The organism is Phyllobacterium sp. P5_D12, from assembly GCF_054049495.1.
In genome coordinates this window covers 1-14,709 of record NZ_JBFUMG010000062.1, presented here as the reverse complement: position 1 = coordinate 14,709, position 14,709 = coordinate 1, and the positions used below count along the sequence as shown (strand labels likewise).

General features: G+C 57.7%; 13 protein-coding genes and 1 pseudogene. 9 read left to right on the top strand and 5 right to left on the bottom strand.

Annotated features, from left to right (window positions below):
• Positions 1 to 330 precede the first annotated feature (330 nt).
• From ACXJ5O_RS06910 to ACXJ5O_RS06895, 4 genes are all read left to right on the top strand, one after another.
• A complete protein-coding gene (locus ACXJ5O_RS06910) occupies positions 331 to 960 on the top strand; it encodes a calcium-binding protein (protein WP_162713604.1) in 630 nt (209 codons plus the stop codon).
• On the top strand, positions 933 to 1,292 hold the full coding sequence (locus tag ACXJ5O_RS06905; protein WP_112551236.1) for a M10 family metallopeptidase C-terminal domain-containing protein: 360 nt from the start codon (positions 933 to 935) through the stop codon (positions 1,290 to 1,292). Before ACXJ5O_RS06910 ends, ACXJ5O_RS06905 begins: the two co-directional genes overlap by 28 nt.
• 671 nt (positions 1,293 to 1,963) lie before the next feature.
• On the top strand, positions 1,964 to 4,072 hold the full coding sequence (locus tag ACXJ5O_RS06900; RefSeq protein ID WP_457299239.1) for a lytic transglycosylase domain-containing protein: 2,109 nt from the start codon (positions 1,964 to 1,966) through the stop codon (positions 4,070 to 4,072).
• Positions 4,073 to 4,076: 4 nt separating this feature from the next.
• On the top strand, positions 4,077 to 4,961 hold the full coding sequence (locus ACXJ5O_RS06895) for an alpha/beta fold hydrolase (protein ID WP_457299238.1): 885 nt from the start codon (positions 4,077 to 4,079) through the stop codon (positions 4,959 to 4,961).
• 64 nt (positions 4,962 to 5,025) lie between these two features.
• Here ACXJ5O_RS06895 and ACXJ5O_RS06890 read toward each other — a convergent pair whose 3' ends face one another.
• The 3 genes from ACXJ5O_RS06890 to ACXJ5O_RS06880 form a co-directional block, all read right to left on the bottom strand.
• The gene (locus ACXJ5O_RS06890; protein WP_457299237.1) at positions 5,026 to 5,685 is read right to left on the bottom strand and encodes a hypothetical protein; all 660 of its coding nucleotides are present in this window, start codon (positions 5,683 to 5,685) and stop codon (positions 5,026 to 5,028) included.
• A gap of 156 nt (positions 5,686 to 5,841) precedes the next feature.
• Positions 5,842 to 6,507: a BON domain-containing protein gene (locus ACXJ5O_RS06885; protein WP_457299236.1), complete on the bottom strand. Its 666-nt coding sequence runs from the start codon at positions 6,505 to 6,507 to the stop codon at positions 5,842 to 5,844.
• Between the two features lie 171 nt (positions 6,508 to 6,678).
• Positions 6,679 to 7,794, bottom strand: coding sequence for a porin (locus tag ACXJ5O_RS06880; RefSeq protein WP_457299235.1), 1,116 nt, complete (start codon positions 7,792 to 7,794; stop codon positions 6,679 to 6,681).
• A 402-nt stretch (positions 7,795 to 8,196) separates the two neighbouring features.
• On the opposite strand from ACXJ5O_RS06880, the gene ACXJ5O_RS06875 reads away from it, so the two are divergent.
• The 4 genes and pseudogenes from ACXJ5O_RS06875 to ACXJ5O_RS06860 all read left to right on the top strand — a co-directional run.
• Complete coding sequence (locus ACXJ5O_RS06875; protein WP_457299240.1) at positions 8,197 to 8,526, top strand: DMT family transporter; 330 nt, start codon at positions 8,197 to 8,199, stop codon at positions 8,524 to 8,526.
• A gap of 81 nt (positions 8,527 to 8,607) precedes the next feature.
• Positions 8,608 to 9,630 carry a porin gene (locus ACXJ5O_RS06870; RefSeq protein ID WP_457299234.1) on the top strand — a complete coding sequence of 341 codons (1,023 nt, stop codon included), beginning with the start codon at positions 8,608 to 8,610 and terminating at the stop codon, positions 9,628 to 9,630.
• A gap of 169 nt (positions 9,631 to 9,799) precedes the next feature.
• Positions 9,800 to 10,837, top strand: a complete 1,038-nt coding sequence (locus ACXJ5O_RS06865) for a porin (RefSeq protein WP_457299233.1) — start codon at positions 9,800 to 9,802, stop codon at positions 10,835 to 10,837.
• Between the two features lie 396 nt (positions 10,838 to 11,233).
• Positions 11,234 to 12,037: pseudogene (locus tag ACXJ5O_RS06860) on the top strand (tyrosine-type recombinase/integrase); the annotation flags it as partial.
• Between the two features lie 140 nt (positions 12,038 to 12,177).
• On the opposite strand, the gene ACXJ5O_RS06855 reads toward ACXJ5O_RS06860, so the two are convergent.
• Positions 12,178 to 13,356, bottom strand: coding sequence for a GAF domain-containing sensor histidine kinase (locus ACXJ5O_RS06855; RefSeq protein ID WP_457299232.1), 1,179 nt, complete (start codon positions 13,354 to 13,356; stop codon positions 12,178 to 12,180).
• 335 nt (positions 13,357 to 13,691) lie between these two features.
• Here ACXJ5O_RS06855 and ACXJ5O_RS06850 point away from each other — a divergent pair, with 335 nt between their 5' ends.
• Positions 13,692 to 14,021 (top strand): hypothetical protein, encoded by a 330-nt coding sequence (locus tag ACXJ5O_RS06850; protein ID WP_457299231.1) that lies wholly within the window; start codon positions 13,692 to 13,694, stop codon positions 14,019 to 14,021.
• 12 nt (positions 14,022 to 14,033) lie between these two features.
• Here the strand turns inward: ACXJ5O_RS06850 and ACXJ5O_RS06845 are convergent, their stop codons facing one another.
• A complete protein-coding gene (locus tag ACXJ5O_RS06845) occupies positions 14,034 to 14,537 on the bottom strand; it encodes a DUF2380 domain-containing protein (protein ID WP_457299230.1) in 504 nt (167 codons plus the stop codon).
• Between the last annotated feature and the right edge of the window lie 172 nt (positions 14,538 to 14,709).

Here is a 14,709-nt window from a genome sequence, read left to right as displayed (position 1 = left end):
ATGACGGAGAGGTGGTGCTTTAGGATGACGGAGAGGGAGGTGCTTTGGGATGGCGGAGAGGTGGATGACTGGAAGAGGCAGCGCAGTGTCCGCGCCGCCTCCTCCGCGCGCGTCCCTCCCCGAGGACGTGCAACCCCGTTCATTCGCCGGCTTCACATATTTGCGAGGACGAAGCCAGCTGAGCCGACTGTTTTCATGCATCTCCGCCCGTGCAGGATTGTGGGCGCAATTTCCCGCATAAGCGTCGATTGCCATGAAACAGCCGCCGTCCGGACGGGGCATGCGCAAAGCATTCAATATCAGCCAATTCATTTGGCGAGTTGGACTGGAATGAGGCCTTCCAGGGGATGCCTTGAGCTGCATGGTGGCGGTGGCAATGACTATATTGAGGGCGGTGCTGGTGGCGACACTCTGATCGGTGGGAGCGAAGGCGGTACGAAGGATACGCTTGGCTACGCCACGGCGGGTAGCGCGGTTCAGGTGACTCTTATTGCCAACGGCGCACTTGCCCTCGTCGGTGGCGCAGCATCCGGCGACCTTGCCACGGGATTCGAGAATGTCGTCGGTTCCGGCTTCGCTGACGCCATCACTGGCGATACCGGCGTCAACGTTCTTGCCGGACTTGGTGGTAATGACACGCTTAACGGCATGGGCGGCAATGACACGCTGATCGGCGGCGCTGGCGCTGATACGCTTACTGGCGGCGCGGACACCGACACGGCCGACTATTCGACTTCGCCAGGCAGAGTGGAGGTCAATTTGGTTACAACTTTTGGCAGCTTCAACGATGCTGCGGGAGATCGCCTTTACGAGATCGAAAACGTCACAGGCTCCGCATTTAACGATACGCTGACAGGAAATAGTGGAGCCAATGTCCTTCAAGGCGGAGCCGGCGATGATACGCTCACGGAGGCGCTGGAAATGACAGACTTATCGGCGGAGCAGGCACTGATATTCTGAATGGCGGCGACGGCGCCGATACATTTGTGTTTCTGCGTGCCGACGATAGTGGCGCCGTTTCAAGTCCGGACGCGATCGGTGTCTTCGTAACGGGTGTTGATAAAGTCGATCTCTCGGCTATTGACGCTAACACAGGGGTTGATGGCGATCAGCCATTTACACGTGTTGCTGGAGGTTTCACGGGCCATGCAGGCGAACTCATTTTTACGGGCGGGTTTGGGGATGTGAGTCCACCTGTCGTCGCGGGCGATACAGACGGGGACGGTTTAGCAGACTTCTCGATCATATTTGACGTAGCCGGCCCAGGGGGCCCGGGTGATTACATTCTTTGAATGAGCTGGCGAATGACGCCGAAAAGCGCACGGCAACGGCCGCGCGCTTTTCATTTCGTTGATGGGGCGCTTGCGCAAATCCGTATCGGTGGCCCTCCCCCGCATCGGCGGCGGCTTCCAGCTGAAACGCGCTTCCCTCTCCGTCATCCTCGGGCTTGACCCGAGGACCCATCTTTCTTCAGAGAAATCATCTCTTCCGCGGGATTCAAAATCTTGATGAGTAGAATGGGTCCTCGGGTCAAGCCCGAGGATGACGGAGAGGTGGGGGATTAGGGATAACGGAGGCGCGGAGGACTAGGGATAACGGAGAGGTGAGCGGATCGTAACTATCCGCATGTGATTGCCCAAACGCGGGGAGGCAGGCGATGCCAATTACCGCCTTCAGCTCGTCACAAACCTGTTACCCTTCAAATCCCACCCTTCCAGCTAACGCTTCGTTAAGAGTGCTTTCATACGTCCGCCATTATTATGCTATTGTCTTCGGATCAGGGGCCCCCAAGCGACTTTTTTGAGAATGCACCTGATGGACATCTGATGCGATTTTCTGCGCTTCCGGTGCTCATGGACGAAAATGTCCACTGCGCTCCAGTTCTCGAAAACCACACCAGCTGCCTCATCAAGCTGCATTCTCAAAAAAGTCGCCGATCCGCTTCAACATAACCGGTAGTTTTATGCTGAGAACTTCTGTTTTGCGTCATGTTCTTCTTGGCCTCACGCTCGCGTTGACGGCGTCGGCTGCGCACGCCCAAAATCCTGTGCCTTCGGCGGCGATCCCTGTCCCCACACTGAAGCCTTTCGCCTCGACGCAAACGCGCGTCAGCCCGGCCATCCAGGCGGCGATGCATCCGGACCCGGTGACGACGGCGGGCATTGCGCAGCCCTCCAAGCCTACGGCTATCGCCGGGAGCCTGAAGAGCGGGCTCGATGCCATCGCGTCCGGCGATGTGCGGCGGGCGATCGGCATTCGCAACGGCCTGCCTGCACAGGCGCTCGACCGGCATGTATTGACCTGGGCGATCGGCCTTTCCAACGCGCCGGGCGTGCCGAGTTCCGAGATTGCGCAGGCCGCCGCAGAGCTGCCGGGCTGGCCCGGCTTGGCGACTTTCCGCAGCAATTCCGAACGGGCGCTCTACAAGGAAAATCCGGCGCCGTCGGTGGTGATCAGCGCTTTTGGCAACACCGCGCCGCAGACGACGGAAGGCGTGGTGATCCTCGCCCGCGCCTATGTGGCCAGCGGCAACCAGCGTGCCGCACGGCAAATCCTCGGACCTTTCTGGCGCACGAAGAAGCTCGATGACAATCAGGAAGCGATGATCCTCAAGGAGTTTTCCGGGGTCATCTCGCGCGAGGATCACCTGACACGCATGCTGACCATGCTCTATGAGGGCAAGGTGAAATCCGCCGGGCGCGTGGCCAAGCTTGCCGGCGCGACATCGCTGTACCAGGCCTTTGCCGCCGTGCTGCAGAAGGCGCCCGATGCGGGCAAGAAGCTGGCGCAGGTGGATGGATCCTGGGCGCAGAACGCSGCCTATATCTTTGCCAAGGCGCAATATTTGCGGCGGCAGGAGAAATACAAGGAAGCGGCCGACACGATGGCTGCAGCACCGCGCGATGCGGCTTCGCTGGTCGATCCGGATGCGTGGTGGACCGAGCGCCGGGTGCTGTCGCGCGAACTTCTGGATATTGGCGATGCCAAACGCGCGTACCGTGTTGCCGCCTCGCACAGCGCGGAAACGCCTGCCGTTGCGGCGGATGCGGAATTTCACGCAGGCTGGGTGGCCTTAAGGGCGCTGAACGATGCGAAAACGGCGCAGAAGCATTTTGCGCGGATCGCCGAGATATCGTCGCGGCCGATGTCGGCTTCGCGCGCCTATTACTGGCTCGGACGCGCGGCGGAAGCCGGCAGCGCGGGCAGCGCCAGCGACTATTATACGCGGGCTTCCCGCTACGGCACCACGTTTTACGGGCAGCTTGCGGCAGCGAAGCTCGGGCAATCCGGGTTGCAACTGCCCTACCCCAAGCCGACGGACGCCGAGCGTACGCGTTTTGCACAGCGCGAGGCCGTGCGTGCGATCCAGCGGCTGGAGGACACGGGTTACGATTCACGCGCGGCGATGCTCTATACGAGCCTGGCGCAGGAACTCGACAGTCCGGGCGAACTCGCGCTGCTGGCAGTGATGGCCGAGCGCAAGGGCAATCACTACGTCGCCCTGCGTGTCGGCAAGGCTGYGGCGCAGCGCGGCATCGATGTGGGTGCCCTGTCGCATCCGATCGGCGCCATCCCCGGCAATGCCAATATTTCCGGCTCTGGCGCCGCCCTTGCCTATGCCATCGCCCGGCAGGAGAGTGAGTTCAACCCGACTGCCGTATCGAGCGCCGGGGCGCGCGGCCTCTTGCAGCTTTTGCCCGGAACGGCCAAGGGCGTCGCCACCCGCGCGGGCATGAGCTATTCGAAGGACCGGTTGACCACGGACGCCGCCTATAACGCGACGCTCGGCGCGAAATTCCTCGGCGAGCAGATCTCGAAGTTCGATGGTTCGTATGTGCTTACCTTTGCCGGCTACAATGCCGGCCCGACCCGCGCCAATGAGTGGGTGGCGAAATATGGCGATCCGCGCGGCAAGCCGCTCGACGAGGTGGTCGACTGGATCGAGCGCATTCCCTATACCGAGACGCGCAACTACGTGCAGCGGGTGATGGAAAACTACGAGGTCTATAAGGCGCGGCTTACCGGCAAGGCGCAKATCGAAAGCGATCTGACCGCCGGACGGCGCGGCTGATCGCTTGGCTTTTCGCGAGATGTTTTGCGATGCGTCGGATGGGTTGAAGCTCTACGCGCGGGTGTATGAACCGGCGCGTGAAGTAAAGAGCCTGCCGCTGGTGTGCCTGCCCGGCCTGACGCGCAACGCCAGGGATTTCCATGAACTGGCGCTGGTGCTTTCGGAGCATCCGGAAACACCGCGGCGCGTGGTCAGCTTCGACTATCGCGGACGCGGGCTGTCGGCCTACGACCCCGATTTCACGCATTATAATATAGGCACTGAAGCCGGCGATGTGATTGCCGGGCTCGGGGTCCTCGGGATCGATCGTGCGGTGTTCCTCGGCACGTCGCGCGGCGGGCTGATCATCCACATCCTCGCAGCGATTGCGCCGCAGCTGCTGGCCGGCGTGATCTTCAACGATATCGGCCCGGAGATTGCGCCGGCGGGATTATTGCAGATCAGCCAGTACTTGAACAATCCGCGGTTGCCGAAGAGCTGGACGGAAGCGACGGAGATCCAGCTCGCCGTGCATGGGGCCGCATTTCCGGCACTGAGGGATGCGGACTGGGAGCGCTTCGCCCACGCGATTTACCGCGAGATCGATGGAACTATCCGCCCGGATTACGACCCGAACCTCGTGAAGACGTTACAAGGTATTGATTTCGCGCAGAAATTGCCGGATCTATGGGCGCAGTTCGATCTATTGGCCGAACTGCCGCTGCTGGTCATCCGCGGGGAAAACACACCGCTGCTGGCACCGGAAACGGTCGAGGAAATGACACGCAGACATCCGGCACTGCAGGTGATCAACGTGGCGGGCCAAGGCCACGCGCCGATGCTGGAAACCGGGCGCCTGCCCGAGCTGATCGCAGCGTTTGTGGCCGGGGTGGATTTACGCGCGGTTTAAGTACCGGGCCTTGGAGCTCGTCGAACCACGCACAGCAGGTTTTGCCACAAGGCAAAACAGGCGCTCAGCCGCTTTTGCCAGTTCTCGCCGGTGCAGCTTTTTTCGGCGCCGCCTTCGGCTTTGCCTTTGCGACAGGCTTCACGAAGCCTGACGCCTGTTTGATCCAGCCCTCGCGATGAGCGCGGCCGGGAAAGCCGATTTCCTCGCTGACCCAGGCGGCTTCGTCGGAAGTCCAGCCGGCAATCTGGTGGTAGTGGAAAATGCCGGCCTCGAAGAGTTTCGATTCAATCACCGCACCAATGCCATCAATGTCGGTCAACTTGTCGGGCTTGCCGCGGCGTGCAGTCTTGAGCAACGCCGGGCGGTTCTTGTCATCCTGCCTCGGGCTCCGCACGATTTTCGCCTCGGCCTTTGCCTGACTTTTCTTTGGCGCGGCCGTCTTGCGTCCTGATCTGCTGCGGCCCGCACCCGCAGGGTCTGGCGCGGGAACCGGTTCCGCTGGCGGAATCATGGCGGCGGCTTCTCTGGCAGATTTCTTCACATCGTCATTCGCAGGTTTACCGAGCAGCGACAGGGACGCAAGCCGCGCATCGGCTGCCCTCGTCGAGCTCTCGGAAACAGAATCGCCTTTTGCCGAGAACCTCTTGGAAACATTACCTAAAATCGCGCCGATGATAAAGGCGGCGGCAATGAGGAACAGGGACGATAAAATGAACATCACCATGATTCGTTATCCCACCTTCGCTATCGAAGTCAGGCCTGGGTCGACCAGCCGACATAGAAACCGACAAGAACAGCAATCAGAAGAAAGAGCCAGAGCTCGCTGATCAAATACCACATGCCGTTGTCCTCCCAATGGCTGTTGGCTAATGGCTGTTGGCTAATTGTTGCTGGCGCTGGCCGGCACTTCCAATTTCACCTCGCCCGGCTTTCCATTACCCGGAAGTGCCATGTGCAGAGCAGCATTCAGGCTATCATAACCATTCGAATTGGCAGCGGTACCCCTGATATTGTAGGTTTCACCCGAAATTTCCACTTCGCCATTGGTCAATTGCGCCGCTTGTGCCAGCGCGAAATCGACAAGATCGAAGAAACCTGGCGGAGCGCCGCGCGCCACAGCCATTTCATCGAGAATTTCGATGCCGGGCATGGCACTTTCCGCGGCGGCGAGGATCTTGGCGCGGGCATCGCCATAGGGAACATTGCCCGAAAGCAGGATCCCTTCATCGGACTTGGTGACCGCGAAGGAAAACGGAACAGCCAGGGGCAAAAGTGTCGCCTGATTGTCGACGACACGAACGCCCCTCGTCTCGCTCACAATTTTCAGCGCCTCCGCGAGCGCTTCCTCGGATGGTGCAATTCCCTTGAGGACCAGATCGCGGCCATCGATTTCGGCGCTCGCCCATGGATTGCCGGTCTCAAGCGCATTGTTGGCGGTCTCTGTGAGCTCACGGTCGATCGGATCTGTCAAAAACCACACAGCCAAGGCCGTCAGCAGCGCAATGGTGATGACGCCCGGCCAGAACCAGCTTTTGATCGTCTGCATATATTCAATACTTTCTCATCTTAACCCGGAAACATGTCTGCCCGCTATTTATGGCCATTTCAACACAGGGGTGTGTCCGCGTGCCATAAACATTGTAGAGCACCAGATTTCCGGCAAAAGAAAACCCGGCAGCTTGCGCTGCCGGGTCCAAATCAACCAATCCGTGAAGGATTAGAAGTTGCGCTGGAAGCGGATGATACCGCCGAATGCGTCCTCGCTGCCGCCGTTGAATTCGGAAGCGGCCAGACGGGCACCGTCAAACTTGGTGTAGTTGATTTCTGGCGTGATCGTGAAGCCAGGAACCAGCTCGTAAGCTACGTTAAGAGCGAGAGCGTAWGTGCCTTCGTCTTCCCAAGCAGCCTGTGCGTTGATGGTTGCCTTGTCGGTAGCCTTGACGGAGACACCGCCCCAAGCTGCCCAATCGCCTTCCCAGGTACCGAACCAGTTACGGTCATCGAGATCAACTGCGCCTGTATCCGGATCGAAGTTGTTGTCGTAACCGGACTGATAGCCACCCATGATCCAAGCAGAGAACATTTCGTTGAACTTCACGTCCAAACGCAGCTTGCCAGCGAATTCTTCAACGTTGGAGTCGTAACCGACAACGCCGGAGACCTTGCCCCAACCCTGCTCGAACTTCGCACCAGCAAGAACGTGTGGCATGTAGTCTTCGATGACATAGTTGCCGCCGAGGCCGGTAACATCGTCCTGACCCTGCTCAGCACCGATCATTGCGGAGAAACCATTGCCGCCAACGAAAGTGTAGCTGACCTGGTTGCTCTGGCCGGACTGGTAGTTGATCACGTCGTCGTTGATGATCGCGCCGGCATAATCTGTCCACGAACCGAAGAGTTCGTCAGCAGTACCGATGCGGAAACCACCGAGTTCGATCCATGCCTGTGGCAGCGAACCGCCGTCATCAATGCCGTTGGTGTACTGGRAACGGCCCTGGATGTACGAACGCAAGGTGCCGAGTTCGGTTTCCGAACGAGCGTCGAAACGAACTTCTGCACGAGTACGCTTGTACCAGGTCTCGTTGTCCTTGGCGCCTACGTTGGTGCCGTCATAGACATTGTCGCCGCCAGCAGCGTCGTAACGAACGTAACCGCTGATCTTCAGGCAAGTTTCGGTACCCGGAATATAAAAGAAGCCAGCGCCGTATGCGTCGCAAACGCGAACGTATTCGACGGGCTCTGGTTCAGCGACGACGACTGCATCTGCAGCGCGTGCCCCTGATACTGCAACGAGGGCTGCAGCGGAGCCGATTAGAAGGCTCTTGATGTTCATTTCTGACCTCCAGTCAAAGTTAAAAATGGGTCTGGGCATTCCAATTTGGCTGAAGGACAACCTGTCCCCATCCCCTAAGTCCAAGAAGAAATGCGATGAACGCCCTTCCTCCCGACAGACCATACTCGCCAGCGCCGGGGTTTCAACCACGAATGTCCGCATCGGCACCTTGTGAGGGCTCTATGCCAGAGCGCTGTTGCACAAAAGCCACGAAATCGCCTCGGCTCCTGCAATATCTTTACCCCTCATTAATATTGGTAACCCGGTTTTTAATAAAATCTTGCCGGAACGTGGCGGGATTGGAACTGCAAACACCCGGAGAATCGGCCATTACAGCGGTGTTGCTGGCCAGTCGCTGAATCGAATCAACGATTTTCCGCTCTCCCTGAATGGTGATTTGACRTGACATATCTCTACCTCCTTATCGCCATAGTCTGCGAAGTCGTGGCCACTTCCGCTCTCAAACAGGCCGATGGATTCACCAGGCTTTGGCCATCGCTCGTTTGCATTGCCGGCTATGGAGCGGCGTTCTACCTGCTTTCGATACTGCTCAAAACCATGCCCGTCGGCGTTGTCTATGCGATCTGGTCGGGTGCGGGAATCGTGCTGATCGCCGCCGTTGGCTGGTTCTGGTTCAAACAAAMGCTGGATATTGCTGCGATCATCGGGTTGGTCCTGATCGTCGCCGGCGTGCTCATCGTCAATCTCTTCTCCAGCTCGGTCGGGCACTAAAGCCGGTTTTTTCTGGCCAATTGGTGCACCAGCTATCCATTTTCCAGGAACCTCCCGTCGAATCTTGACTGGAGGTCAGAAATGAACATCAAGAGCCTACTTCTCGGCTCCGCTGCAGCTCTCGTTGCAGTAACCGGCGCACGCGCTGCAGACGCAGTCGTCGTTGCCGAACCCGAACCTGTCGAATACGTCAAAGTGTGCGATGCTTATGGCGCGGGCTTCTTCTATATTCCGGGGACCGAGACCTGCCTGAAGATCGACGGCTATGTCCGCGCAGATATTGCCGCTGGTGATGACGCATATTCAGGCGCAGAACGCGACACCTATGACTGGCGTGCCCGTGCGCTTCTCCGTTTTGACGCCCGTTCGGAAACCGAACTCGGTACGTTGAAGTCTTTCGCCGAGCTTCGCTACAACTTCAAGAATGGTGCGGATGCTCCAACTGTCGATCTGAACCAGGCAACCATCGAGCTCGGTGGTTTCCGGGTCGGTGCAGCCGATTCGCAATTCACGAGCTGGACCGGTTATCTCGGCGACATCATCAACGATGACGTTGTCGCCGAAGGCAGTTATGTCACCAACCAGATCAGCTATACGTTCACTGGCGGCAATGGTTTCTCGGCGTTTATCGGTGCAGAACAGGGTAATGGCGACAACCTGATCGATGACTATCTTCCGCATATCGTTGGCGGTGCGAAATTCGAACAAGCTTGGGGCACGGTCTCGGGCGTCGTTGGCTACGACTCCAATGCGGAAGAATGGGCTGGTAAGCTCCGCGTCGATGCCAAATTCAGCGACACGATTTCAGCCTGGGTTCTGGGCGGATACAAATCTAACGACGGAACTGATTTCTACGGTACCTGGAATGGCGATTTCGCTGTCTGGGGCGGTATTGCCGCCAAGGTTACGGACACCGCAGCTGTCAATGCACAGGTCGGCTATGAAGATGATGGCACAATCGCTGCGGCTTTGAACGTAGCTTACGAGCTGGTTCCTGGCTTCACGATCACGCCGGAAATCAACTACATCAAGTTCGACGGTGCTCGCGCGGCCGATGCCGAAGACGCATTTGGCGGCATCCTCCGTTTCCAGCGCAACTTCTGATCCTTTGATTGGCTGACACCAACCAATGCCGGGCGTTCCGGCATTGGTTTTTCGTCCTCAACAAACCAATTCGACGTTCGTTGTTTGAATTGCGGGTACCGGTCAAGGACCTATGTCCCCTCACCAGATTGAAACACCCAAGCCATTTTTTATTGATTGGAGATTAGAAATGAACATCAAGAGCCTGCTTCTCGGCTCCGCTGCAGCCCTCGTTGCGGTCACCGGCGCCCGCGCTGCAGACGCAGTTGTCGTCGCTGAACCAGAACCTGTTGAATATGTTCGCATCTGCGACGCTTACGGCGCCGGGTTCTTTTATATTCCGGGGACCGAAACCTGCCTGAAGGTCAGCGGCTATCTCCGTGCGCAAATTCATGCCGGCGACGATGCCTATACAGGTGTCGATCGCGGCACCTATGACTGGCGTAGCCGTGCTGTTACCCGCTTCGATGTCCGTTCGGAAACCGAGCTCGGCACATTGCGCTCCTATGCCGAACTTCGCTACAATTTCAACAATGGCGCAGACAAGGAAACGGTTGACCTGAATCAGGCAACCATCGAGCTTGGCGGTTTCCGTGTCGGTGCTGCCGACTCGCAGTTCACAAGCTGGACCGGTTACCTTGGCTCCGGAATCATCTCCGACGACGTCATCGCCGAAGGCAACTACGTYACCAACCAGATCAGCTACACCTATTCCGCCGACAACGGTTTCTCGGCATTCGTTGGTGCGGAACAGGGTAAAGGCGACTACCTGGTCGATGACTATCTTCCGCATATTCTTGGTGGCGCGAAGTTCAAGCAGGGCTGGGGTTCGGTTACCGGTGTTGTCGGGTACGACTCCAAGGCTGAAGAATGGGCCGGCAAGGCTCGTCTGGACGTAACGGTCACAGAGGCTATCTCGGCGTGGGTCATGGGCGGGTACAAGTCCAATAACGGCAAAGACTTCTACGGTACCTGGAATGGCGATTACGCTGTCTGGGGCGGTATCGCCGCCAAAGTCACAGACAAGGCAACTGTCAATGCACAGGTTGGCTATGAAGACGAGGGCACAATCGCCGCTGCTTTGAACGTGGCTTACACGCTGGTTCCCGGTTTCGTTATCACGCCGGAAGTCAACTACACCAAGTTTGATGATGCTCGCCAGGGCCGTACGCGCGGTGTCAAGGATGATGCCTTCCAGGGCATCGTCCGCTTCCAGCGCAATTTCTGATCATTTGGACAATTAACAACCAACGCCGGGTTTTTTCCGGCGTTGGCCTTCCCCTCAAACCATATTCACCATTCAATTTTCAGCGTTCGTAGAGCAACGCACAGACATTAGCGAGAGAGGATTTTTGAACCGGTCGTGGACCGAGGAGATGGTGACATGTTTGGACCTAAAGTGGCATGGGCTTCTGGATTGCGCTTTCGGAAAAGACGGGTACAACTCGTCAGATATTTTTCCGATGTTTGTTTTATCGATTAGAGCGCAATCATTATGACGATCTCTGCCTTGGGTATCGCCCCCTCCCCGCCCGAAACGGCGTTTCCGGTCCGGTTCCAGTACGATCTCAGCTATGCTTCGGCGGATCATGGGATCAAACGATTGGTCAAGGAGCATTCTCTCAATAATCTGACGGCGCAATATATCAGTATTCTCTGGGATGAAGGTTCGCACAAAACCAATGTCCGGTCTTTCCTTGGAGAAATCTGCGAAATATTGGGCGGCGAGCGTTTCAGCGTTTTCACGCAGGAAATGCTCGATTCTGTGATCGGCACGCTACGCGAGCGCCGCAATAGCAATGCAACCATCCATCGAAAGATGGCTGCCTTGAGCAAGCTGCTGCGGAAGGCGTGCAAAATGGGCGACATTTACAATTTGCCGGAGTTCCGGCGCCAAAAGGAACGGAAGGGACGTATCCGCTTCCTTGAAGCCGAAGAGGAACAGCGGCTTTTCTCGGCGATCCGCATGCGTTGCGAAGACAGCTACAGGTTGAGCATCTTCCTGGTCGATACGGGTTGCCGGCTTGGCGAAGCGATCGGCCTCAACTGGAACGACCTGCAGGACTCGCGGTCGACCTTCTGGCTGACGAAGTCGGGCCGCAGCCGCACGGTTCCTTTGACTACCCGGGTGAAGGAGGTCGTCCAGATCCCGCATGGCCGGTTGAAGGGTCCCTTCGCCATGCACACGCAAGTGCGTTTTCGCGCGATCTGGAACGAAGCCAAGGCGGAAGTCGGACTTGGGGCGGACGATCAGGTGGTCCCGCATATTCTGCGCCATACCTGCGCCTCACGCCTAGTGCGCGGCGGCATCGATATCAGCCGCGTACAGATCTGGCTCGGCCATCAGACCCTATCGATGACGATGCGCTACGCCCACCTTGCGACCAATGATCTCGACAGTTGCGTGGCTGTGCTCGAACGCCATTAGGGTCTGTCGAGATTCATTCCATGGCAGCCTGCAAAGGGCGTTTTTCTGCGGTCCGGTGCTCACGTACCAATATGTACGCTGCGCTCCGGTGCTCGAAAACCACCATTTTCGACTCGCCCCGACATGAACCTCGACAGACCCTACTGCGCCGGCGGCATGCGGAAGGTGAACCGCGTTTCTTCAGAGGTCGAGGAAACGTCCAGGGTCCCGCCATGCACGCGCGCAATTTCCGAGGCAATATAAAGCCCGAGCCCTAGTCCCTGCTGCCCGGCCCGAGCTTCACGCCGGAAGAACGGCAGGAATAATTGCGCCATTACTTCCGGCGGGATAGGTTCTCCTGTGTTGGAGACCCACAACTCAAATACGCCATTATCGATCGATGCGTTGACGCGAATGGGACCATCCTCAGAACCGTGCATCAGGGCATTGCCGAGAAGATTCGACAGGAGCTGGCCAATCCTCATCCGGTCGCATTTCACCGGATCTTCGAAATCGAGATGCGCCTCGACGACATGGCCGGTCCGAACGGAAGCCAATTCATCGATGACCTGAACCAGTGTCGGCTTCAACGGTTCCGCATCGTCGAGTTCCAGCACCACGCCGCCGCCAAGTCTTGCGCGCGCCAGATCGAGCACATTGTCGATCAGGCCCGACATGCGAACGACGCTGCCACGGATCAGTTTGACGATGTTCGTCGCTTTCTCGTCCAATGGCGAGCGAAGCAGCATGCGCGTTCCGGAATCGATCGAAGCGACCGGATTGCGCAGATCATGGCCAAGCACGGCGACGAATTGTTCTCGAAATTCGGAAATCTTGCGCTCGTCGAGAAGCGCCGCCTCCGTCATCGCCAGACGCTCATTCGCATGCAGATGAAAGGCGATCAATTCGGCAAACAGTTTGAACATGCCAATCGTCTCGGGATTGTTCAGGCGGGCCGGCCTTGGATCAATGGCGCATAGCGTACCGAACAACGAGCCGTCCGGCAGGATGATGGGCATGGAAATATAGCTTTGAAAACCATAGATCGCCGGCGTGTGATGGGTGGAATAGACAGGATCTTTCGCGACTTCATCTATAACCACCGCTTCCCGGCTATCGCGGATTTCATCACAGATCGTGGTCTTGACCGCCAGTTCACCGCCGGGTTTCAGGCCAAAACCGATCGCGTCGAGAACCTCGCAGGCGATCCAGCGATCGTCGGTTACCCGAGCAACGGCGGCGAAGCCCATGCCGGTGCTGCGGCAAACGACATCGAGGATCATTGGTACGGCGTCAATCCGGCCGATCGCATTGATGTCGGCCTGAAAGTCATTGTTCATCGAAGCTTCCGATATTGCAGTCGTATCCAAATATAGAGGCTCCCGAAAATAACGCCAATGCATGTTTCAAGGTCCGAGACATATCCGTTTTTGTGCGCGGGAAAAAGCGATATCGGCGTCYGGGCCGCAAGGGCGGGCTCGTAGGCTCAAGACTTGTTAATAGGCAAAGTACTTTCGTGACATGGGGCCCCTTTCCAAGAAAAACTGCGCCGATATCAACTTATTTCTGATTTAGTCACATAATACATCTGCATTATAGATATCTAACCTCGACGATTAATTGACGTTGCGTCGCTCATCTGTAAGGATTTCATGCGGCACACCGGAGACCTTGAATGGCACAATGGTTGGATATACTTCGCGAGAAAAACGAACTTGCGGGGCAGCTGAGCGAAAAGATACCGAGGTTCCTCGCCTATGAAGGCCTGACGCTGGATCAGGCAACACGGCTGCACATCTTTCTGGAAAATCATGCAGAAGAAATGCGAAGGTTGGCAAGGGAGATCGGCGCGGTCGACCTCGTCGATGCGCTGCATGAAGCCGCCGATGCGCTCGACAGGATATTCTCGGACCTTGCGGCTGCGGCCAAGCTCAAGGTTGCGGAGCTTCGGCAGAAAGAGGCACATGCCAACGCGGCGCCTGCTCCGAAACTCGCGTACAACTGAGACGAGCGAGCATCATCCGCCGAATTGACAGCGATTGACGATCTGTCCCGCCGAAAACTTCGCGGCGCGGCGCCAGGATTCGTCCGTATCGCCGCGGTAGGTGATCAATTCGCCGCAAATCGCGCGCTGGTCGTCGACATTGAGCACGGAATATTTGACCCAGCCAATCAACGTGCTGGTCTTTTCGACGGCACCGATAACGACAAAACGCGCGCCCGCCTGCTTGGCCTGCCGGGCAAGCGGTTCGAAACCCGGGTCCGCTGCCRTGCATTGCGACGCCTCGCAAGGAAGCGTCACAAGTTTGAGCTTGCCGCTGGCAGCCAACTGATCGCGCAGAAAACCAGAGAGCGCCTTCAACCTGCGCTTGTGCGCTTCGCTCTGATCGACCGGTTCACCGGAAGTGTCGAGAAAGTCAAAATTTGCCACGGCAACCGGCACTGCGGGCTCGGCACGCGCCGGCGAAATAGCGACCATGGCACCGAGGACCACCGCCGCAAACGAGGCATGGACTGTCATTTCATCATCCTTTTTTGGTGCCCAGATCACAAACCACGGAGACGATAGAATGTTCCCCGGAGGCGGCGGGAGGAAGGATAGTTGAAACCGTAACGATGTCCAATTTGATGGCAACGTGGCGGTCGACAACTTGCCTTGCCTCTTGACATCCAACGTTCACATTGAATTGATA

Excerpts from the sequence above, each read along its gene's own strand:
- ACXJ5O_RS06910 (WP_162713604.1), top strand. The coding sequence starts at position 331 with ATGAGGCCTTCCAGGGGATGCCTTGAGCTGCATGGTGGCGGTGGCAAT.
- ACXJ5O_RS06855 (WP_457299232.1), bottom strand. The coding sequence starts at position 13,356 with ATGAACAATGACTTTCAGGCCGACATCAATGCGATCGGCCGGATTGAC.
- ACXJ5O_RS06890 (WP_457299237.1), bottom strand. The coding sequence starts at position 5,685 with ATGGTGATGTTCATTTTATCGTCCCTGTTCCTCATTGCCGCCGCCTTT.
- ACXJ5O_RS06870 (WP_457299234.1), top strand. The coding sequence starts at position 8,608 with ATGAACATCAAGAGCCTACTTCTCGGCTCCGCTGCAGCTCTCGTTGCA.
- ACXJ5O_RS06885 (WP_457299236.1), bottom strand. The coding sequence starts at position 6,507 with ATGCAGACGATCAAAAGCTGGTTCTGGCCGGGCGTCATCACCATTGCG.
- ACXJ5O_RS06850 (WP_457299231.1), top strand. The coding sequence starts at position 13,692 with ATGGCACAATGGTTGGATATACTTCGCGAGAAAAACGAACTTGCGGGG.